Consider the following 21,653-nt stretch of genomic DNA (forward strand, 5'->3'; position numbering starts at 1 on the left):
AACCCGGCGGAACCGTGACGCAAGCGACACAGTTTGCACGAAAGCCGACACATGCGGGAGCGTTAGGCGTTTTCACCCAGCGGACGGATGGCCCCGTTGCCTGGACCGGCCCATCTTAGGGACGCGATCCCTTCCCCGGACCGACTCGCGCCCCGCAGACTGACCCGTTGATGAAACGAACCGTTCCATGATCGACCACGCCCTGTTCGATCCGGCGATGATCGATCCCGACACGAAGCGCTTGAACGCCGAGATCGTGGCCGCGCACGCCGCACAGGTCGACCCGTGGTCGATCCCGATGACCGAGGTTCGGGCGCGCCGCCGCCAGGGCACGCAGGCCTCGCCGGCCATGCCACGCAGCGCCCGCGCCGAAACCCTCACGATCGACGGCCCCGGCGGCCCTCTGCAGTTGCGCGTGATCCGGCCCGACGCGCGGAAATGGGTCAAGCTGCGCGGCGCCTACCTCCATATCCATCGCGGCGGCTGGGTCTGGGGATCGGCCGACGAGCAGGACCCGTGGCTGGAGCGGATCGCCGACGCCTGCGGCTTCGTGTGCCTGTCGGTGGAGTACCGCCTGGCCCCCGAGCATCCCTACCCGGCCGCCCTCGAGGATTGCGAGGCCGCGGCCCTCTGGCTCGCCGGTCCCGGCCGGGCCGAATTCGGCATCTCGGCCCTGACCATCGGGGGCGAATCGGCCGGCGCGCAGCTCGCCGTGATGGTGCTGCTGCGCCTGCGCGACAGGCACGCCCTGCCCCGCGCTTTCCGGGGCGCAAATCTGAATGCCGGCTTCTTCGACCTGGGCCTGACCCCCAGCGTGCGCAACTGGGGCACCGACCGCCTGGTGGTGAACACCCAGGACCTCACCAACTTCGCCAACGTCTATGTCCGCGAGGGCATCGACCGCCGCCGGCCCGACGTCTCGCCTGTCTATGCCGACCTCAAGGGCCTGCCCCCGGCGCTGTTCACGGTTGGCACCCACGATCCGCTTCTCGACGACACGCTCTACATGTCGGCCCGCTGGGCGGCGGCCGGAAACGGTGGCCACACGGCGATCTATCCGGGCGGCTGCCACATCTTCGTGCGCTATCCCGGGGCGATGTCCGAGCGCGCGCTGGAGCTCATCGACCGCTTCCTGATGGCCCTGGCCTGAGCAAGCGCGCCACCGCATCGCCGCTGCCCGAGCGCTTCGCCGCGTGGTTCTCCGCGCGCGGCTGGGCACCCCGTCCCCACCAGCTCGAGCTTCTCGACATCGTCGGACGCGGAAGCTCGGCCCTCCTCGTAGCGCCCACGGGCGCCGGCAAGACGCTGGCGGGCTTCCTGCCGAGCCTGACCGCCCTGGCGGCGCGGCCTGCCTCGGCGAAGCCGCGCGGATTGCACACGCTCTACGTCTCACCCCTGAAGGCGCTCGCCGTCGACATCGCCCGCAACCTCGACGCACCCATCGCCGAGATGGGCTTGAGCGTGCGCGTCGAGACCCGCACCGGCGACACACCCTCGCACAAGCGCACCCGGCAGATCGCGCGCCCGCCCGACATCCTGCTGACCACGCCGGAACAGCTCGCCCTGCTCATCGCCCATCGCGAGGCGGCGGAGCTCTTCGCCGACCTGTCCTGCGTCGTCCTCGACGAGTTGCACGCCCTCGTCACCTCGAAACGCGGCGACCTCCTCTCCCTGGCGCTCACGCGCCTGCACCGCCTCAGCCCGGGCCTCACGGCGATCGGCCTCTCCGCCACCGTGCGCGAGCCGGACGAGCTGCGCCGGTATCTGGTGCCGCAGCGCGCGAGCCCGGGTCCATCCACGAAGGGATCGACGGTCGCCATGGCGGAGCTCGTCGTGGTCAAGGGCGGCGCGGCGCCCGACCTCCACATGCTCGATACCGGGCTGACCCTGCCGCTGGCCGGTCACACGGCCTGGCAGGCGATGCCAGCGATCTACGACCTGATCGGGCAGCACCGCACGGTGCTGGTCTTCGTCAACACCCGTCTTCAGGCGGAGTACACCTTCCAGGAGCTCTGGCGGATCAACGACGCCAACTATTCCATTGCCCTGCATCACGGCTCGCTCGACGCCACGCAGCGTCGTCGGGTCGAGGCCGCCATGGCGGCGGGCCGGCTGCGGGCGATCGTTTGTACCGCCACCCTGGACCTCGGCATCGACTGGGGCGACGTCGACCTCGTCGTCAATATCGGGGCGCCGAAGGGGGCGAGCCGGATCATGCAGCGCATCGGCCGCGCCAACCACCGCATGGACGAGCCGTCGAAGGCCTACCTGGTCCCGGCCAACCGGTTCGAGATGCTCGAGTGTCAGGCCGCCCTCGACGCCGTCGAGGCCGCCGCTCAGGACACGCCCGATGCACGCCTCGGCGCCCCCGACGTGCTGGCCCAGCATGTCCTCGGCATGGCCTGCGCCGACGCCTTCGATCCGGTTCAGCTCTACGAGGAGATCGTCTCGGCGGCGCCCTACGCGGGGCTGTCCTGGGAGGATTTCGAGGCGGTGGTCGATTACGTCGCCACCGGCGGCTACGCGCTGCGCGCCTACGAACGCTTCGCGAAGATTCTCCGCGGACCGGACGGCCTGTGGCGGGTGCGCGACGCCCGCATCGCCCAGCAATACCGAATGAATGTCGGCACCATCGTGGAATCCGCCAAGGTGAAAGTCCGCCTCGCCCGCGGCGTGCGCGGCAAGCCCGGTGCGATCCTGCCCAAGGGCGGGCGGGTGCTCGGCGAGATCGAGGAGGATTTCGCCGATACCCTGACGCCCGGCGACACCTTCCTGTTCGCCGGCGAAGTCCTGCGCTTCGAGGGCCTGTCCGAGGACGAAGCGCTGGCGACCCGGGCCGGGCCGGGCACCGACCCGGCGATTCCCTCCTATGCGGGCGCCAAGTTCCCACTCTCGACCTTCCTCGCCGCGCGGGTCCGTGCGCTGATCGCCGACCCGTTCGAGTGGGACCGCCTGCCGAAGCAGGTGGCCTCCTACCTCCTGCAGCAGCGCAGCCGCTCGCTCCTGCCGGGCGAGCGCGACCTCCTGGTGGAGACCTTCCCGCGGGCGGGGCGTTACTACATCACCGCCTTCCCCTTCGAGGGGCGGCTCGCGCATCAGACCCTCGGCATGCTGCTCACCCGACGCCTCGAACGGGCTCGGATGCGGCCCCTGGGCTTCGCCGCCAACGATTACGGCATCGCCATCTGGCTCAACCGGGACGTCGGCGAGCGGATCGGCCGCGAGCCGGACTTCCTCGAGACGCTGTTCGCCGAGGACATGCTCGGCGACGACCTCGAGGCTTGGCTGGACGAATCCGCCATGATGAAGCGCACCTTCCGGCAATGCGCCGTGATCGCCGGTCTGATCGAGCGACGCTATCCCGGGCAGGCCAAGACCGGGCGCCAGGTCACGATCTCGACCGATCTGGTCTACGACGTGCTGCGCAAGCACCAACCCGATCACCTCCTCCTGAAGGCGGCGCGCCAGGATGCGGCAACCGGACTCCTCGACGTGAAGCGCCTCGGTATGATGTTGAGGCGCATCCAGGGGCGAATCACCCACAAGGCGCTCGATCGCGTCTCGCCGCTCTCCGTCTCCGTCATGCTCGAGATCGGGCGCGAACGGGTCTACGGCGAGGGCGCCGACGAGATTCTGGCCGAAGCCGAGGCCCAGCTGCTCGAAGAAGCGCTGGCCTGACCGCGTGGTGAAACGCCCTGCCCCGAACGCAGAGGATGCGGTTTTGGCGCTCGGCCAGAGACTTGAGAAATCCACCCGGGCCCCCGGCCTGACCCTTGCCGGCGAAACCCTCGCCCTCGACCTCTGCGGTGGCCTCTGGCTCGCGCAGCACCGCACCCTGATCGTGTCCGACCTCCACCTGGAGAAGGGCTCGGCCTTTGCGGCCCGGTCCGGTCAGTTCCTGCCACCCTACGACACCCGCGAGACCCTGGCCTGCCTGCACGAAGTGATCGCCCGTCTGGACCCGGCCTGCGTGGTCGCGCTGGGCGATTCCTTCCACGATTCGCGCGCCCCCGAGCGCATGGAGCCCGGCGACCGCGCCATGGTGGCTGCCCTGCAGGAGGGGCGCGACTGGGTCTGGATCGCCGGCAACCACGACCACGCGGTGAGCGAGGGCGTCGGCGGACGCTACGCCGAGACCCTGATGGTCGGCGGCCTGACCCTGCGACACGAGCCGACCGTCGACGCCCCCGAGGGCGAGGTCGCCGGTCACCTGCATCCCTGCGGCAAGGTCGCCATGCGGGGCCGCGCGGTGCGCCGGCGCTGCTTCGTCACCGACGGGCGCCGCCTGATCATGCCGGCCTTCGGCGCCTATGCGGGAGGACTCAACGTCCGCAACGCCGCCTTCGAGCCGCTGTTTCCGGCCGGCTTCACGGCCCATCTCCTCGGGGACGGCCGCGTCTTCGCCATCGGAAAGGCGATGCTGAGCAAGGATTGAGGCGGGGCCGGCTCAGGCCGCGATCAGCAGCGAGGCCCCCGCGACCCCGGACAGGGCCAGCCGCAGGCGCCCGAGCCAGACCGGGACGAGGCCGCGCCGCGGCAGATCCTGGTCGACGAGGCCCCAGGCGAGCACGAGAACGCCGAGGATGCGCAGATCCCACGGCATCGGCGCGGCGAGCGCCGCCCAGGCGATCAACGAGGGCAGGATCGCGATGGCGTAGTCGGCTCCCCCAGAATTGCGGGCGGCGGCCGCACCCCAGCGGATCCCGCCGAGGAACGATGCGATGACGGCGCCGTAGGTCGAGAGCACCAGGCGTGGGCTGAGGCCGATGGTGCCGAGGCCGCCATCGGAGCCGCTATAGGCGAGCAGGGCGAAGCCCAGGAACGGAATCAGCCCGGCGACGCCCAGGATCAGGGCGGCCGGTGGAACCGTCGTCACGCGCGCCATCGGCTCTCCGCTCCTCCGGGCCGCCCCGCGGAGGCCGCCTCCGCTTCGGAATGGGTCACCCGACCCGTATGATCCGGGATCCATCCCCCGGACAACGCCGGGACGCCGGGTTCGCTGCACCGCGGAGCGGCGGCAGAAGCTCGCATCTCCGAAGTGCGCGTCCGTCAGATCCGCCGCGCCGGCGGAATGTTGCCCGAGGGCGCCGGTGCCCCGAGCAGGCTCATGGTGTTCTCGGTCGGCAGGGGCGCCGGGATCTCATTGGATGCCGGCTCCGGAACCTTGGGCTTGAACGCCGCGACCTGGGCGCGCGCGGCGGCCAGGGCCTTCACATCGAGCTTGGCGGCCACGTCGTCGCGCTTCTTCGCGGCGTCCTCGTCGCCCTGCGCCGCGGCGGCGGAGAACCAGAGGAAGGACTGTGCGAGATCCTGCTGGACGCCCATGCCGCGGGCGTAGAGCACCGCGAGATTGTACTGGCTGTCGCGGAGGCCGAATTCGGCGGCGCGCTTGAACCAGAGCGAGGCGGTGGCGAAATCGGCCTTGCCGCCGGCAGCCGGATTTTCGGCGTAGATCACCGCGAGGTTGTGCATGGCCCGGGCGTTACCAAGCTCGGCGGCGCGCCCGTACCAGAGCTTGGCCTGGTTCAGGTCGCGGGCGACGCCGACGCCCTTCTCGTAGAGGCTGCCGAGCTTGTACTGCGCCGGCGCGAAGCCGCTCGCCGCGATCTGCTCGAAGATCTTGACCGCCAGCGCGGGATCACGGGCCATTCCGCGGCCTTCGGCGGCCCGCATGCCGAGGTCGTAGGCGGCCGCACCGTCGCCGTCGAGGGCGGCCTGGCGCAGCTTGACCAGGGCGGGCGGCACCACCGCGAGGTCGGCGGAGATGCCGGCCATCGTGGTCACCCGCGGCACCGCGGAGCGGGACGCAGGGGATCCCGCCGCCTTGGCGGGCGCGCTCTCGGCGAGGCTCTGCGTCGTCTGCGGATCGGCGACGGGCGGGGCCGCGGCCTTGCCGTTTTCCGACTGGCTCTCCTGGGACTTGCTCGCGGCATCGGTCCCGGCGGCGACAGGTCCGGCGGGGGTCGAGACGGCGGCGACCGGCTCGGCCGCAGGCGTCTCGGTGCCGGCGCTCCGACGGGCGTTCAGGGCCTGCAGCGCGCCGAGGAGGAGGACCACCGCGGCGAGGCCGAGGAGGAGTGGCTTCCGGCGGCGATCGACGCCGCTCCGGAAGCGCGCGAGGCGACCGGCGCGCCGGCCAGCATCGGCGCCGTCGCGGTTGCCCTCTGCGTCGGAGGCGCCGGTCTGGCCTGCGGCCTCGGCCTGGGCCGCCTGGGCCGCGCGCCGGGCGGCCGCGATGAAGCTGGTCTTGATGTCGCTGTCGGCTGCGCCGGCGTCGCTCGGCTCGATCCGACCCGCGGCGCGATCGCGGCCCGGTCGCCCGGCGCCCGGCTCCAGCGGCAGGTCGGGACCCGAGACCTGGGGGCGCTCGGCCCGCATCGCGTCCGGACGGCGCGAGGGTGCTGTTCCGGCGGGATGCTCGGCACTCGGCTCCCTGGACAGCTCCCGGACGAGATCCTTGTCCCGGACCAGGTCCTTGGCGACATCCCGTTGCATCCGGGGCGTGAGGACGAGCGGAGCATCCGGATCGGTCGGGCCGATGCGTCCCACCAGCCGCTCGAGGGCGGAATAGACGCCCGTCAGCGTCGACTGCATCCGCTGCTCGGAGGCGACCTGATGGGCGCGCAGGTCCGCGAGGCTCGCCCGAAGAAGCGCGACTTCGCCGGTTTCGGCGGCCGCACCCATGGTCTCCGCGACCGCGTTGCGGGCCGCGCGCTCGACGGCGGCCTCCATCGGCGCCTCCGCCCGCAGGGCCGAGACCTGGTCGAGGAGGTCGGTCATGGTGCGCTCGAGCCCGGCCAGCGCCGGGTCGGCATCGCGGGTGTCGATGCGCTCGGCCAGGGCCAGCACCTGCTGCTCCAGGGCGTCGAGACCTTCGTCGCGCGGACCCTCGCCCGTGCCGATCCGGTCGAGCTTGACCGTCAGTTCGTGCAGCATGCCGTGAATGGAGGCGAGGTTCTCGTCTGGCTGCGCCGGCCGGCGCAGGGTCGCGCCGATATCCTCGAGGCGTCCGATCAGGTCTCCGACGGGATTGATGCTGACCCGGTCGACCTTCTCGGACAGGGCATCGATCCGGTGGAGGATGATGTCGGAATCCTGGTGGGCGGCCATCGGCCCTACCCCGCGAAGGGCGTCGAGCTTGGCATCCATCTGCTGGATCTGCTCGCCGATGCCGGCATCGGTGCTCGACCGCAATCCGATCCGGATCTCCTCCAGCAAGGGGCGCAACTCCGCCATGCCCTCACCGGGCATGCCGGTCTGGATCTGCGAGACCTGGTTGCTGATGGCCTGGATGCCGGCGGCGAGGCTCTGGATCCGCTCCGGTCCGGCGAGCGCACCGATCAGGCGACGGATCTCGTCGAGTTCCCGGAACAGGCCGGCCACGACGTCCTGCTCGGCGAGGCCGGACGGCACGCCCTGGAGCGTGCCGTTCATCCTGGCGGCGAGGCGCTCGACATCGGCGGCGACGCGGGCATGCACGTTCTCGGCGACGTCCTCGGCCAGGCGCTCCACCTGGGCCCGGATCGCCTCGATCGGGGCGGCGATGGCCGCGAGGTCGGCCGGGGCCTGCGCCTTCTGGACGCCGGCCGCGAGGGTCTGCATCGCTTTCTCCAGCGCGCCAACGTCGCGGCCGCTGGCGAGGCTGCCGATCGATTCGCGCAGGCGTGTTGTCTCGTTCTGGAGTTCGGCGATGGCGGGCGCGTCGACGGGGCGCGCCGGCGGGGCAGGCTGAGCCGGTGCGGAGGCCGCCGGAGCACCGGCCAGCTCGCGCTGGCGCTGGCGGATCTCGGTGACCGCATCGCGGATCTCGGTGACGGCGGGCCGGCCGCGGCGGCCGAGGGGACGCGGCGTGGCGAGCTGCTCGCCGATCTCCGTCATGCGGCGCTCGATCTCGGCGAGGCGCTGCGCCATCTCGGAGGCCGATTCGGCCTGCGGGAGCGCGGGCGCCGCCGGGACGGGCGCCTCGGACCCGATGCGCTGGTCGATTCCGTCCAGCCGGCGCATCATCTCGGTGAGGGCGGCGTTCTTGCCGGGGCGGACACCGGCGGTCGGCGCGGCGGACCTGACCTCGACCGGGCTCGACGGCGCGGCGGTCTGGGCTGCCTCGGCTGCCGGCGGCCGCGAGGGCGCCGGCGCGGTGGGGGCCTTGTCTCCGCGGGCGTCGGGCTCGACGATCGACGCGATCCAGGTCTCAACCGGAATACCGGCGCGGCGCGCCATGTCCCGCGCCGCTTCGAGCACGTCGGGATCGAAGCCTTCGAGGTCGAGGGTCGCGTTGCGTGTCATCGTCAAACCTGACTCGGCGAAGTCCATGGCTCGATCCGCGCGTGGCCCCGCCACGCGAAAACGAGGGAGGGGTTAACGACGGACCCGTGCTCCCCGACATTTGGTAGTCTTGGTAAACAGGCGGTTAAGGCGCGACCGATTGATGGCTCGTGCATGATTCGCGTGGGGCGCGCCGCGCCCCCCCCTTTCGCCCCTCGCAAAATAGTTTATATGTGAACCATCAGATGCGCCGGCGGTCGGAAGGCCGTCCAGGAACGCAGCCGTTTCCGGGAGATGATGCGCGATGCCAAGCTACAAGGCACCGGTCGAGGACGTCCTGTTCCTGCTGAACGACGTGCTCGGATTCCACCGCTACGACAACCTGCGCGGTTTCTCGGATGCGTCGCCGGACGTGATGGAGGCGGTTCTCAACGAAGGCGCCAAGCTCGCCGAGACCGTGCTCGCGCCGCTCAACCCGGTCGGCGATCGGGAAGGCTGCACCCGGCATCCCGACGGCAGCGTCACGACCCCGAAGGGCTTCAAGGCCGCCTACGACGCCTATGCGGGCGGCGGCTGGATGGGGCTCTCGATGCCCGAGGAATATGGCGGGCAGGCCCTGCCCCACACCCTGAACACGGCGATCCAGGAATTCGCCTCCGGGGCCAACCTCGCGCTCGGCATGTATCCGGGCCTGACCCAGGGGGCGATGGCGGCCCTCGTGGTGCATGGGTCGGACGAGCAGAAGGCCCTTTACCTGCCGAAGATGGTGGAGGGTGCCTGGACCGGCACCATGAACCTCACCGAGCCGCATTGCGGCACGGATCTCGGGCTCCTCAAGACGAAGGCCGTGCCGAACGGCGACGGCTCCTACAGCCTCACCGGCACCAAGATCTTCATCTCGGCCGGCGAGCACGACCTGTCGGAGAACATTATCCATCTGGTGATCGCCCGCATCGAGGGCGCGCCGGCCGGCACCAAGGGCATCTCGCTCTTCGTGGTTCCGAAGTTCCTGGTGAACGCGGACGGCTCGGTCGGCGAGCGCAACCCGGTCTCCTGCGGCTCCCTCGAGCACAAGATGGGCATCCACGGCAACTCGACCTGCGTCATGAACTACGACGGGGCGAAGGGCTGGCTCGTCGGACAGGAGAATCGCGGCCTGAACGCGATGTTCGTGATGATGAACGAGGCCCGCCTCGCGGTCGGCGTTCAGGGTCTCGGCCAGTCCGAGGTCGCCTATCAGAACGCGGTCGCCTACGCCAAGGACCGGCTCCAGGGCCGCGCCCTGACCGGCGCCAAGGCGCCCGAGAAGGCTGCCGACCCGATCATCGTCCATCCCGACGTGCGCCGGACCCTGATGGGCATCCGCGCCTTCAACGAGGCCGCCCGCGCCCTCGTGCTCTGGACCGCGCTCCAGGCCGATATCGGACACCGGTCCGACGATGCGACCGAACGGCAGAATGCCGAGGACCACATGGGCCTGATGACCCCGGTGGTGAAGGGCGTGCTGACCGACCGGGGCTTCGCCAACGCGGTCGAGGCCCAGCAGATGTTCGGCGGCCACGGCTACATCGAGGAATGGGGCATGTCGCAGTTCGTGCGCGATGCCCGCATCGCGATGATCTACGAGGGCGCCAACGGCATCCAGGCCATGGACCTCATCGGCCGCAAGCTGCCCAAGGACGGCGGGCGGGCGATGATGACCTTCCTCGGCGAGGTGCAGACCTTCATCAAGGACCACGGCGAGGACGCGGCGATGAAGCCCTACGTCGCGCCCCTCCAGGCTGGCCTCAACGACCTGCAGGGCGCCACCATGTGGTTCATGCAGAACGCCTTCACGAAGCCCGACAATGCCGGCGCCGGTGCCACCGACTACATGCACCTGCTCGGACTCGTGGCCATGGGCTACATGTGGGCGCGCATCGCCAAGGCCGCCCTGGCGCGGCAGGCGGAAAGCCCGTCCGAGGCGATGGCCGCCAAGCTGGTGGTGGGCCGCTTCTACATGGAGCGCCTCCTGCCCGAGACCGCGACCCGGCTGGTGCGGATCAAGGCCGGATCGGAAACCACGATGGCGCTGAGCGCCGAGGCGTTTTAGACCGTCGCGACGCCCCCTCCTCCCCCTTGCGGGGAGGAGCCGGAGGTGGGGGTGGTCGGGCGACCCTCCGTCGGCCGAGGCTGGCGGCGCCACCCCCACCCCTAACCCCTCCCCGCAACGGGGAGGGGGACTGCCCGCGCCGCCAGGGTCAAGAGAACGAGGACACGCATGCCCGAGGCCTTCATCTACGACCATGTCCGCACCCCGCGGGGCCGCGGCAAGCCCGATGGCTCGCTCCACGAGGTGACGGCCCTGCGCCTCGCCGAGGTGGCGCTCCGCGCCCTCAAGGAGCGCAACGACCTCGACACGCGCCGCGTCGACGACGTGGTCCTCGGCTGCGTCGATCCGGTGGGCGAGGCCGGCGGCGACATCGCCCGGGCGGCGGCCCTGGTGGCCGATTACGGCACGCACGTGCCGGGCGTGCAGATCAACCGCTTCTGCGCCTCGGGCCTCGACGCGGTGAACTTCGCCGCCGCGCAGGTGATGGCCGGCCAGCACGACCTGACGGTGGGCGGCGGCGTCGAATCCATGAGCCGCGTTGGCCTCGGCGCCTCGGGCGGCGCCTGGCCGGTGGATCCGGCCATCGCGATCAAGTCCTACTTCATGCCCCAGGGCGTGTCGGCCGACCTCATCGCCTCGAAATACGGCTTCAGCCGCGACGATTGTGACGCCTACGCCGTCCAGTCGCAGAAGCGCTCGGCCGCCTCCTGGGCCGAGGGCCGCTTCGCCAACGCGGTCGTGCCGGTGCGCGACATCAACGGCATCACGCTGCTGGCCAATGACGAGCACATGCGGCCGTCCACCGACATGCAGTCGCTGGGACAGCTCAAGGCCTCCTTCGTCCAGATGGGCCAGATGGGCGGGTTCGACGCCGTGGCCATCGACGCCCATCCGGACGTGGAGACCGTCAACCACGTCCACCATGCCGGCAACTCGTCGGGCATCGTCGACGGCGCCGCCGCGGTGCTGATCGGCTCGGCCGAGGCTGGCAACGCCGCGGGCCTGAAGCCCCGCGCCCGCATCCGCGCCTTCGCGAATATCGGCTCGGACCCGGCCCTCATGCTCACCGGCCCGGTGGACGTGACGAAGAAGGTCCTGGCGCGGGCCGGCATGAGCCTGGCCGACATCGACCTGTTCGAGGTCAACGAGGCCTTCGCCGCGGTGGTGCTGCGCTTCCAGCAGGCCTTCGACGTCGACCCGGCCAAGATCAACGTCTGCGGCGGCGCCATCGCCATGGGCCATCCGCTGGGCGCCACCGGCGCGATGATCCTCGGCACGGTGCTCGACGAGCTGGAGCGCACCGGCAAGGAGCGCGCCCTGGTCACCCTCTGCATCGGTGCCGGCATGGGCACCGCCACCATCATCGAGCGGGTGTGAGCCTGCGCCGCCTCCCAAACCCCGCGCAAGTGGGGTAGAGGGCGGCGCCCGCCGCCGCCCGGCGCCGGGCTCACAACAAGAATCTCCGAGGACACGCCACGATGACGCGCCTGCTCGCCACCCTCTGCCTGACCACCGCCCTGTGCCTGCCGATCGCCGCCCGCGCCGACGAGGCCGCCGAGCGCATCGCCGTCGCCAAGGATCTGGTGCAGAAGACCACGATCAAGAACCTGGAGGTCGGCTTCACGGGCGCCCTCGAGAAGACCGTGGCGCCGATGAAGGAGGACAAGGCCGAGGCCGTGCGCAAAGAGATCCGCGCCGAGTTCGACAAGCAGCGCGAGACCATGCTCGACGGCCTGTCGAAGGCCTATGCCGAGAAGTTCAGCCTCGACGAGCTGAAGCACCTCTCCGAGATCTACGGCGACAAGACCTACCAGAAGTTCCAGGCGGTCAATGCCGACCCGGCCTCCACCGTGACCACGATCTCGCAGGCCTCCGTGACCAAGCTCCTGAACATGCTGGCCATCGCCTCGGCCGGTGACTCGGCGGCCAATGCGGCCCCGGGCGCACCCGGCGCCCCGATGCCGATGCCGGCGCGCTGAAGCGGACCGGCGGGGATCCCGATGGCCGGCTCAAGCCACATGCGCGCGGGCGTACCCGCCCGCCGGAGAGCCGGTCACCGGGAAGCCGTTCACGTTGGGCAGCGCTTCGAGGTGGGGTTTGGCGAAGTGGTAGCCCTGGAAGAGGGTCGCGCCGAGGCCGCGCAGGGTGTCGAGCTCGGACGCCGTCTCGACGCCCTCGGCGATGACCGCGATGTCCAGGGAGCGGGCGATGCCGATGATGCCCGCGACGATGATCTGGCGGCGCCGGTCGGTGTCGATGCCGCGCAGCAGGTCCATGTCGATCTTGATGAGGTCGGGCTGGAAGTTCGCCAGCAGGCTCAGGCCGGCGAAGCCCGCGCCGAAATCGTCGAGGGCCGTCAGGAAGCCCTGGCGCCGGTACTCGGCGACGATGCGCGAGACGTGGGCGGTGTCGCGGAACTTCTCGTTCTCGGTGAATTCGAACATGATCCGGTCGTGGGCGAAGCCGGCCTTGCGGGCCGCCTCCAGGGACGAGCGGATGCAGGCCGCCGGTTCGTAGACGGCGTTCGGCATGAAGTTGATCGACAGGCGGGTCGCGTCGTCCGTCGGGAACAGGCGTCCGGCGAGTTCGATCGCCTTCACCCGCGCGGCCTGGTCGAAGCGGTAGACGGTTTCCGGCGTCACGCGGCCGAGAATCGAGGCGGCCGATTCGCCACCCGTGCCGCGCACCAGTGCCTCGTAGCCCCAGACACGGTTCGCCGCGAGGTCGAGAATGGGCTGGAACGCCATCGTGAAGGTGAAGTCGAGTTCGGCTCCATCGCGGCAACCCTGGCAGCCGGTCCGTGCGGTCATGGTCGTGTCCTGTCGCAGCAAGGTGCCCCCCGGCATGCCTTGATGCATTCGCAAGGTTTGAGATTGGCTTAACCACGCCAGCCGAAGCCGCCCACCCGCCGCTTATTCGAGGATCAGCGATGAATCTCACCAACTTCCGACTCGAAACCGACGCCGACGGGATTGCGCTGGCGACCTGGGACATGCCCGGCCGCTCCATGAACGTCTTCACCGATGCGGTGATGGACGAACTGAGCCAGGTGGTCGACGCCGTGGTGGCGGACCCCGCCATCAAGGGCTGCGTCATCGTCTCGGGCAAGGACAACTTCTCGGGCGGCGCCGACCTGACCATGCTCCAGGGTCTCGGCCGCGCGTTCGAGGCCCTCAAAGCCGAGCGCGGCGAGGAGGAAGCGATGCGCCACTTCTTCGAGGAGTCGCGCAAGCTCAGCCTCGTCTTCCGCAAGCTCGAGACCTGCGGCAAGCCCTTCGCGGCGGCGGTGAACGGCATCTGCCTCGGCGGGGCGTTCGAGCTCGCCCTCTCTTGCCACTACCGGGTGCTGTCCGACGATCCGAAGACCCGCGTCGGCCTCCCCGAGATCAAGGTCGGCCTGTTCCCGGGCGGTGGCGGCACCCAGCGCGTCGCCCGCCTGATGCAGACTGGCGACGCCCTGCAGATGCTGTTCAAGGGCGAGCAGATCCGTCCGCTGATGGCCAGGAACATGGGCCTCGCCCAGGAGGTCGCCGCCAAGGACGAGATCGTCGCCAAGGCCAAGGCCTGGATCGCGGGCGGCGGCTCGGCCGTGGCACCCTGGGACCAGCCGAAGTTCAAGTCGCCGTCCGGCAAGGTCTACTCGCCCGCCGGCATGATGATCTGGCCGCCGGCCAACGCCATCTACCGGCGCGAGACGCACGACAACTACCCGGCCGCCAAGGCGATCCTGGCCTCCGTCTACGAGGGCCTGCAGCTGCCGATGGACCAGGCCCTTCGGGTCGAGAGCCGGTACTTCGCGCACATCCTGCGGACCAAGGAGGCGGCGGCGATGATCCGCACGCTGTTCCTGTCGATGGGAGAACTTAATAAGGGCGCGCGCCGTCCGAAGGACGTGCCGGCCACCAAGGTCCAGCGGGTCGGCGTCGTCGGCGCCGGCTTCATGGGCGCGGGCGTCGCCTACGTCACGGCCAATGCGGGCATGGATGTCGTGCTCGTCGACCAATCGGTCGAGGCGGCCGAGAAGGGCAAGGCCTACGCCCACAAGCTCGTCACCGACCAGATCAACAAGGGTCGCGCGAAGACCGCCGACCGCGACGCGCTGCTCGGCCGCATCAGCGCGAGTGCCGACTACGCCGACCTCGCCACCTGCGACCTCGTCATCGAGGCGGTATTCGAGGATCCGAAGGTCAAGGCCGAGGTCATCGCCAAGGTCGAGGCCGTGATCCGGCCGGAGACGATCTTCGCCTCCAACACCTCGACCCTGCCGATCACGGGCCTCGCCAAGACCTCGGCCCGGCCGGAGCAGTTCGTCGGCATCCACTTCTTCTCGCCGGTCGAAAAGATGATGCTCGTCGAGATCATCAAGGGCGACCAGACCGGCGACGCGGCGCTGGCCACCGCCCTCGACTATGTCCGCGCGATCAAGAAGACCCCGATCGTCGTCAACGATGCGCGCGGCTTCTTCGCCAACCGCTGTGTCGGCGCCTACCTGCTCGAGGGCCACAAGATGCTCAACGAGGGCATCCCGGCAGCGATGATCGAGAATGCCGGCCGTCAGGCGGGCATGCCGGTCGGCCCCCTCTCGCTGACCGACGAGGTCGCCGTCGATCTCGCCCTGAAGATCGTCAAGGCGACGGAGGCGCAACTCGGGGCCGAGAGCATCGACCCGGCCCAGAAGGCGCTCCTCTCCACCCTCGTCGAGGGCGAGGGCCGGCTCGGCCGCAAGAACAAGCGCGGCTTCTACGACTATCCGGAGGGGGCACCCAAGCGACTGTGGCCCGGCCTCGCCGGCCTCCAGGCGACCAAGGTCGACCCGGACGAAGTGGACTTCGCGGAGCTGAAGCAGCGTCTCCTGGTGGTGCAGGCGCTGGAAGCCGCGCGGACCGTCGGCGAGGGCGTCGTGACCGATCCGCGCGAGGCGGATGTCGGCTCGATCCTCGGCTTCGGCTTCGCGCCCTTCACCGGCGGCGCCCTGTCCTACATCGACTTCATGGGCGTCCAGGCGTTCGTGACGCTGGCGCAGGGCCTGGAAGCCAAGCACGGCCCGCGCTTCGCCGTACCGCAGAACCTCCTCGACATGGCCGCCCGCGGCGGCACGTTCTACGGCGACGCAGCGGTGAAGAAGGCGGCGTAGGGCACGGGTACCGCCCGGCTTTCCCCGGGCGGATCCCATGACGGGTGAGGCGGCGACCGCCTCACCCCACCGATGCCGCAGTCATCCGGGCGCGCAGGACCTCGACATCGTCGTGGTTGCTCGACAGCAGGTCGGTGATGTCACCGGCGAGCAACGCCTTCACGTGGCGGCAGCGGGTGCCGTAGCGGCCCGCCATGCAGGTGCAGCGCAGGTGCGGGCCGCCGGTGCGGTCTTCCAGGGTCACGGCGTAGCGGTTGCCGCTGCTGCCGCGGACCGCGAAGTGCAGGCCCGCCGAAGAGGCTGGGCGTGCGCCCGCGGCGAGACGGGCCCGCTCCGTGAGGGAGCCCGGGCGGCTCCGCGGAGGCATGGCGAGGTCGGGTCCCGCCGGGACCGTGGTGATCGGCAGGTGAAGCGCCCGCGACAGGGCCGGCACGTCCGGCGCACCGGTCTCCCGTACCGCCGCGAGAGCGATCTCCGCGCAGGCATAGGCGTCCTCGCCCGCATCGTGGTGCTCGAAGCGGATCCCGAGCCGCGCCGCGACCTTGCCGAGGCCGCAGCCCTCCTCCGCCGGAAACACCCGCCGGGCGATCTGCAGCGTGCAGAGATAGGAGAAGGCCGGGGGTCGAACCCCGTACGCGGCCAGGGAGGCGCGCAGCACGCCGAGGTCGAAGCCGGCATTGTGCGCCAGGATCAGACCGGAGGCGAGCTCGGGCAGGAACTCCGCCATCACGGCGGAAAAGTCCGGCTGGTTACGCACGTCCGCCGGGAGGATGCCGTGGACCCGGATGTTGCCCGGCGAGAAGCGCAGCTCCGGCGGCCGGATCAGCCGGGATTCCCGCCGGACCACCCGGCCGCCGGCGATCCAGGCGAGCCCGACGGCACAGGCGCTGTCACGCCGCTCGTTGGCGGTCTCGAAATCGAGGGCGATGACGGTCATGCGGGAGTTATGGGCCCTGTCCCGGCCGGACGCGGCCAAGCTCCTGCGGATGCAGAAACCCGACTCTAGGCGTCCGCGAATCCGGGCTCAAGCGCTGGCGACGAGCGCCAGCCATGCCTCCTCGCTGATGACCTCGACGCCGTGCTTCTCCGCGTCCTTCAGCTTGGAGCCCGCACCCGGACCGGCCACGACGAGGTCGGTCTTGACGGAGACCGAGCCGGAGACCTTGGCGCCCAGGCGCTCGGCCGTGGCCTTGGCCTCGGACCGGGTCATCTGTTCGAGGCTGCCGGTGAACACCACGGTCTTTCCCGCGAAGGCCGTGGCGGAGGCCGGCGCCGCCATCGGCTCGGTCTTTACTTCGGCGAGCAGCGCCCGGACCGCGGCGTCGTTGTGCGGCTCGGCGAAGAAGGCGATCAGCGAGTCGGTCGCCACCGGACCGATCTCGCCGTCATCGGCGAAGTGGCGATAGGCGTCGCCCGGCCGCTGCTCGGCCGCCCGCGCGAGACCCGCCGCGATGGCGTCCTCGTCGCCGTAATGGGCGAGCAGGCTGGCGCGCTGGGGCGCCGAGAGGCGCACCCGCCCTTGCTGCGGCTGGGTCTCGCCCTCCTCGTCGTCGCCGGCCTCCGGCTCGCCGCCCGCGCGGGGATAACCGACCGCCAGCAGACGATCGCGGGTGGTCGGACCGATGCGGGACAGCGCGGAGAGTTCGATCCAGTCCGGCCCGGCCTGGTCGCGGGCCGCAGCGGCGACGCCCTCCATCAGGGCGGGCATGTCGGGGAAGCGCTTGGCGAGGGCCTTGGCCGTGGATTCGCCGATCTCCGGGATGCCGAGGGCGAAGAGGAAGCGGTTCAGCGGCAGGCTGCGACGATCCTCCACCGCGGCGAGGAGGTTCTTGATCGCCTTGTCCTCCTCTTCGCCCTTCTTCTTCGTCGGCTTCTTCGGGGCGGGCACGCCCTCGGCCCGCCGCTCGGCGGAGAGCGCCTCGCGCCGCGCCACGATGGCGGCCTTCAGGGGCTCGAACGCGAGGCGGAACAGGTCGGCGGGCTGGCGCACCAGCCCGGCCTCGAACAGCACCTCGATATAGGTCTGGCCAAAGCCCTCCAGGTCGAAGCCGTTGCGCGAGACGAAGTGTTTCAGCCGCTCGACTCCCTGCGCGGGGCAGATCAGGCCGCCGGTGCAGCGGCGCACGGCGTCGGGCGTGCCGGTGCGGGGATTGATCTCGCGCACGGCGCGGCTGCCGCAGGCGGGGCAGTGGGTCGGAAAGGCGTAGGGCTTCGAATCGGCCGGGCGCTTCTCCAGCACCACGTCCATCACCTTCGGGATGACGTCGCCGGCCCGCTGCACCACGACGGTGTCGCCGATCCGGATGTCGCGCCCGTCGCGGATCGGCTCGCCATCGGCCCCGACACCCTGGACGTAGCCCTCGTTGTGCAGGGTCGCGTTCGACACCACGACGCCGCCCACCGTGACCGGACGGAGCCTGGCCAGCGGGTTCAGGGAGCCGGTGCGCCCGACATTGATCTCGATGTCCTCGACGACCGTCAGCGCCTTCTGTGCGGCGAACTTGTGGGCCAGCGCCCAGCGCGGCGAGCGCGAGACGAAGCCGAGGCGGCGCTGCAGCGCCAAGTCGTCGACCTTGTAGACGACGCCGTCGATGTCGTAGCCGAGGTCGGCGCGCTCGGCCTCGATGCTGCGATAATGCGCGATCATCGCCGCGGCGTCGGTGCAGAGCCGGGTGCGGTCGTTGACCGGAAGGCCCCATTCGGAAAACCGCTCCAGCACGCCGTGCTGCGTCCCCTCGAAGGCCGGCACCACCTCACCCCAGGCATAGGCGAAGAACTTGAGCGGCCGCGAGCGGGTGATCTCGGGATCGAGCTGGCGCAGGGAGCCGGCCGCCGCGTTGCGGGGATTGGCGAACAGCGCCTTGCCGGCAGCCTCCTGGCGCGCGTTGATCGCGGCGAAATCCGCGTGGCTGAGGTAGACCTCGCCGCGGACCTCGCAAATCCGAGGTACGTCCGTCCCGGCGAGGCGCTGCGGGATGTCGGACACCGTACGGGCATTGGCGGTGACGTCCTCGCCGACCTCGCCGTCGCCGCGGGTCGCCGCCGTGACGAGGCGCCCATCCTCGTAGCGCAGGGCCAGGGAGAGGCCGTCGATCTTCGGCTCGGCGGTGAAGGCCAGGGGGTCGCCTTCGGGCCGGTTCAGGAAGCGCCGGACGCGGGCGACGAACTCGGCCACCTCGTCGTCCGCGAAGGCGTTGCCCAGCGAGAGCATCGGCACCGCGTGGCGCACCTTGGCGAACTTCTCCGAGGGTTTGGCCCCCACCGAAGCGCTGGCGGCTCCCGTCCCGGCAAGGTCCGGAAACCGCGCCTCGATCTGCTCCAGGCGCCGGCGCAGGGAATCGTACGCCGCATCCGTGATCTCGGGCGCGTCCTCCTGGTGATAGAGCCGGTCGGCCTCGGCGATCCGTTCGGAGAGGTCCGCGTGCTCGGCCCGCGCCGTCTCGGCGGTCATCGTCTCGAGGCTGTCGGCGGTCTCTTCGGGCATGGAGATGCTTCGTGATCGGGGGCGGGCCGGCGTCGGCTTATAGCAATCGAGAACCGTTGCGGCACCGGCCAAGGTTCCGGGCCGCCCGCGGCGCTGCGCGAACCTGTAACCCGCGCGCCGGCCAAGCGAATACACCCCGACACCACGACGCCGCGAAGGCCCCGCGAGTCCGGCTGCGACCCCGCGCCGCCTCACGGATCCGCTCCGGCCCCCATCTTTCGCGACAATCGTCCCACGATCCCGGATCGCCATGCCAGCCCTGCCCGCCTTCTCCGCACCCTGGCGTGACCGCGCCGGACGCGTCTCCGGCCTGAAGCTCGCGACCTTCTTGTTCGCCCTCGCTCCGGGCCTCTGGCTCGCCGGGGCCTACGCGGCCGATGCCCTCGGAGCGAAGCCGATCACGGCGCTGCTGCACGGCACCGGCAAGTGGGCGGTGCGATTCCTGATGCTCTCGCTGGCGGTGACGCCCCTGCGCCGCGTCGCCCATGCGCCGAAGCTCATCCTGGTGCGGCGCATGCTCGGCCTGACGGTTCTGGCCTACGGGCTGATCCACCTGATGCTCTACGTCGTCGACCAGAACTTCGTGCTGACCAAGGTGGTCACCGAGATCGTGTCCCGGATCTATCTCACCATCGGCTTCGTGGCTCTGCTCGGCCTCGTGGTGCTCGGCATCACCTCCACGGACGGGATGATCCGGCGCCTGGGCAAGGCCTGGCCGCGCCTGCATAAGACCGTCTACGTCATCGCGATCCTGGGCCTGATCCACTATTACCTGCAGGCCAAGATCGACGTGTCCGACCCGGTGTTCTGGACCGGCGCCTTCCTGCTGCTGATGGGCCACCGCGCGATGCAGCGCTTCGGCTGGCCGACCAACCCGCTCACCCTGCTGGGCCTCGCGCTTGCCGCCACCCTCCTGACCGCGCTGCTGGAAGCGGCCTGGTACGGCGTCGCGAGCGGCATCCCGGCGAGCCTCGTCCTGTCGGCCAACCTCGATTTTCCGGAGACCATCCGGCCGGCCTGGTGGGTTCTGGCCCTCGGCCTTTCCGTTCCGGTGCTCAATGCCGTCCGGGCCCGGATGGACCGGAGCGGGCGCGGCAAGCCGAAGGGCGCGCCGGCATCGCGCCCCGGCCCGGCAACGGCGCGGGAGGCCGTGGCGGCGCGCTGAGGGCCGGCGCATGCGGGACTTGCTCCGGGCCGCCGGCACGCGCATGAAGCGGCCGGCGTCACGGAGGGGAAAACCCGCATGCGGACACGGATCTCGACGGTGGCAGCCCTCGGCCTCGGCACTCTGGTTTCGGCCGGCGCGGCCCGCGCCGCCTGCACGCTGCCCGAGCCGCCCCCGGCCGCGTCCCGTCCGACCAAGCCGCCGCTCCCGGCCAAGCCCGCCTGCCTCGACGCCAAGGGCGGCTGCCCGGGCTGGGAGGCCTACAGCTACAACGACGCCATCAAGGCCTACAACGAGAAGGCCGCCGCGTTCCGTCCCCTGGCGGAGACCTACGTCAAGGCACTGAATGCCTACGTGAAGGCGAGCAGCGACTACGCGCAATGCGAGGTGAAGACGCTGCAATAGGCAGGCGGCCGGCCGGGTTCGCTTGACCCCTGCCAGGAGCGATGCCACAGCCCGGCGCAGTTTTCCCCACATCGCCAGACTGGACGGCCCGATGCCCGAATCCCTCGACCTCCTCGTTCTCGGCAACGCCATCGTCGACCTCATCGCCCGCACCGAGGAAGAATTCCTGGCGGCGCAGGGCGTGCCGAAGGGGGCGATGCAGCTGATCGACGAGGCGCGGGCCGAGTCGCTCTTCGCCGCCATGGGGCCGGCCACCATCGTGTCAGGCGGTTCCGGTGCCAACACGGCCGTGGGCGCGGCGATGCTCGGCGCGAAGACCGGCTTCGTCGGCAAGGTCCGCGACGACGAGCTCGGCGGCCTCTTCGCCCATGATCTGAAGGCCACCGGCGTCCGCTTCCCGGTCGCCGCCGCGGTCGACGGACCGGCCACCGCCCGCTGCTTCATCCTGGTGACGCCGGACGGCGAGCGCACCATGAACACCTATCTCGGCGCCTGCCAGGGCCTGTCCCCGGCCGATGTCGACGCGGCCACCGTGGCGAGCGCCCGCGTGGTCTACCTCGAAGGCTACCTCTGGGACCCGCCGGCCGCCAAGGACGCGTTCCGCAAGGCCGTGACCATCGCCCACGAGGCCGGCAACGCCGCGGCGCTGACCCTGTCGGACGCGTTCTGCGTCGGACGCTACCGGGACGAGTTCCTCGGCCTGATCCGCGACGGCAGCATCGACATCCTGTTCGCCAACATGGCCGAGTTGCAGAGCCTCTACGAGACCGACGATGCCGAGGCCGCCGTCAAGGCGCTGCGCGACGAGAGCGGGTCCCGCGGCAAGGACCTTCTCGCTCTCGTCACCCGCTCGGCGGACGGCGCCCTCGTGATCCAGGGCGGCGACGTGCAGGCCGTGGCCGCCTCTCCGGTTCACGAACTCGTCGACACCACGGGAGCGGGCGACCTCTTCGCGGCGGGTTTCCTGGCCGGACATGCCCGCGGCCTCGACCACACGGTCAGCGCCCGCCTGGGAGCCCTCGCCGCCGCCGAGGTGATCCAGCACATCGGCGCCCGGCCGCAGCACGATCTCGTGGCCCTCGCCAAGGCGCAGGGCCTGCTCTGACCC

Annotated in this window: 15 protein-coding genes; 10 read left to right on the plus strand and 5 right to left on the minus strand. The window is 70.7% G+C overall.

Annotated features, from left to right (window positions below; all coding sequences use genetic code 11):
• Nucleotides 1-187: 187 nt before the first annotated feature.
• The 3 genes from ASF49_RS17615 to pdeM are packed head-to-tail and all read left to right on the plus strand — an operon-like array spanning nucleotide 188 to nucleotide 4,435.
• Entirely contained in the window at nucleotides 188-1,150 is a 963-nt protein-coding gene (locus ASF49_RS17615) for an alpha/beta hydrolase (RefSeq protein WP_056475897.1), read from the plus strand.
• On the plus strand, nucleotides 1,147-3,678 hold the full coding sequence (locus ASF49_RS17620) for a ligase-associated DNA damage response DEXH box helicase (protein ID WP_056476390.1): 2,532 nt from the start codon (nucleotides 1,147-1,149) through the stop codon (nucleotides 3,676-3,678). Before ASF49_RS17615 ends, ASF49_RS17620 begins: the two co-directional genes overlap by 4 nt.
• Nucleotides 3,679-3,721: 43 nt before the next feature.
• Nucleotides 3,722-4,435 (plus strand): ligase-associated DNA damage response endonuclease PdeM, encoded by a 714-nt coding sequence (gene pdeM / locus ASF49_RS17625; protein WP_056475900.1) that lies wholly within the window; start codon nucleotides 3,722-3,724, stop codon nucleotides 4,433-4,435.
• A gap of 12 nt (nucleotides 4,436-4,447) precedes the next feature.
• On the opposite strand, the gene ASF49_RS17630 is transcribed toward pdeM, so the two are convergent.
• Together ASF49_RS17630 and ASF49_RS17635 are read right to left on the minus strand one after the other, a co-directional pair.
• The gene (locus tag ASF49_RS17630) at nucleotides 4,448-4,885 is read right to left on the minus strand and encodes a DUF3429 domain-containing protein (protein WP_056475905.1); all 438 of its coding nucleotides are present in this window, start codon (nucleotides 4,883-4,885) and stop codon (nucleotides 4,448-4,450) included.
• Between the two features lie 164 nt (nucleotides 4,886-5,049).
• Nucleotides 5,050-8,286 (minus strand): tetratricopeptide repeat protein, encoded by a 3,237-nt coding sequence (locus ASF49_RS17635; protein WP_056476393.1) that lies wholly within the window; start codon nucleotides 8,284-8,286, stop codon nucleotides 5,050-5,052.
• Between the two features lie 283 nt (nucleotides 8,287-8,569).
• Here ASF49_RS17635 and ASF49_RS17640 point away from each other — a divergent pair, with 283 nt between their 5' ends.
• The 3 genes from ASF49_RS17640 to ASF49_RS17650 all read left to right on the plus strand — a co-directional run bounded on the left by ASF49_RS17640 (nucleotide 8,570) and on the right by ASF49_RS17650 (nucleotide 12,336).
• Nucleotides 8,570-10,357: an acyl-CoA dehydrogenase C-terminal domain-containing protein gene (locus ASF49_RS17640; RefSeq protein ID WP_056475908.1), complete on the plus strand. Its 1,788-nt coding sequence runs from the start codon at nucleotides 8,570-8,572 to the stop codon at nucleotides 10,355-10,357.
• Between the two features lie 168 nt (nucleotides 10,358-10,525).
• Entirely contained in the window at nucleotides 10,526-11,734 is a 1,209-nt protein-coding gene (locus ASF49_RS17645) for an acetyl-CoA C-acetyltransferase (RefSeq protein ID WP_056475911.1), read from the plus strand.
• Between the two features lie 101 nt (nucleotides 11,735-11,835).
• Nucleotides 11,836-12,336: a hypothetical protein gene (locus ASF49_RS17650; RefSeq protein ID WP_056475914.1), complete on the plus strand. Its 501-nt coding sequence runs from the start codon at nucleotides 11,836-11,838 to the stop codon at nucleotides 12,334-12,336.
• A 30-nt stretch (nucleotides 12,337-12,366) separates the two neighbouring features.
• On the opposite strand, the gene ASF49_RS17655 is transcribed toward ASF49_RS17650, so the two are convergent.
• Nucleotides 12,367-13,167, minus strand: a complete 801-nt coding sequence (locus tag ASF49_RS17655; protein ID WP_056475917.1) for an EAL domain-containing protein — start codon at nucleotides 13,165-13,167, stop codon at nucleotides 12,367-12,369.
• 119 nt (nucleotides 13,168-13,286) lie between these two features.
• Here ASF49_RS17655 and ASF49_RS17660 point away from each other — a divergent pair, with 119 nt between their 5' ends.
• Nucleotides 13,287-15,491 carry a 3-hydroxyacyl-CoA dehydrogenase NAD-binding domain-containing protein gene (locus ASF49_RS17660; protein WP_056475921.1) on the plus strand — a complete coding sequence of 735 codons (2,205 nt, stop codon included), beginning with the start codon at nucleotides 13,287-13,289 and terminating at the stop codon, nucleotides 15,489-15,491.
• Between the two features lie 61 nt (nucleotides 15,492-15,552).
• Here the strand turns inward: ASF49_RS17660 and ASF49_RS17665 are convergent, their stop codons facing one another.
• Both ASF49_RS17665 and ligA read right to left on the minus strand, forming a co-directional pair.
• On the minus strand, nucleotides 15,553-16,428 hold the full coding sequence (locus tag ASF49_RS17665) for a 3'-5' exonuclease (protein WP_056475923.1): 876 nt from the start codon (nucleotides 16,426-16,428) through the stop codon (nucleotides 15,553-15,555).
• Between the two features lie 87 nt (nucleotides 16,429-16,515).
• On the minus strand, nucleotides 16,516-18,975 hold the full coding sequence (ligA, locus tag ASF49_RS17670) for an NAD-dependent DNA ligase LigA (protein ID WP_056475927.1): 2,460 nt from the start codon (nucleotides 18,973-18,975) through the stop codon (nucleotides 16,516-16,518).
• A gap of 250 nt (nucleotides 18,976-19,225) precedes the next feature.
• On the opposite strand from ligA, the gene ASF49_RS17675 reads away from it, so the two are divergent.
• The 3 genes from ASF49_RS17675 to ASF49_RS17685 all read left to right on the plus strand — a co-directional run bounded on the left by ASF49_RS17675 (nucleotide 19,226) and on the right by ASF49_RS17685 (nucleotide 21,650).
• Nucleotides 19,226-20,140 carry a sulfite oxidase heme-binding subunit YedZ gene (locus ASF49_RS17675; RefSeq protein WP_056475930.1) on the plus strand — a complete coding sequence of 305 codons (915 nt, stop codon included), beginning with the start codon at nucleotides 19,226-19,228 and terminating at the stop codon, nucleotides 20,138-20,140.
• Between the two features lie 78 nt (nucleotides 20,141-20,218).
• Nucleotides 20,219-20,545, plus strand: coding sequence for a hypothetical protein (locus tag ASF49_RS17680; protein ID WP_056475933.1), 327 nt, complete (start codon nucleotides 20,219-20,221; stop codon nucleotides 20,543-20,545).
• 91 nt (nucleotides 20,546-20,636) lie between these two features.
• Nucleotides 20,637-21,650, plus strand: a complete 1,014-nt coding sequence (locus ASF49_RS17685) for an adenosine kinase (RefSeq protein ID WP_056475936.1) — start codon at nucleotides 20,637-20,639, stop codon at nucleotides 21,648-21,650.
• Nucleotides 21,651-21,653: the final 3 nt, after the last annotated feature.

The organism is Methylobacterium sp. Leaf104, from assembly GCF_001422885.1.
GTDB lineage: Bacteria > Pseudomonadota > Alphaproteobacteria > Rhizobiales > Beijerinckiaceae > Methylobacterium.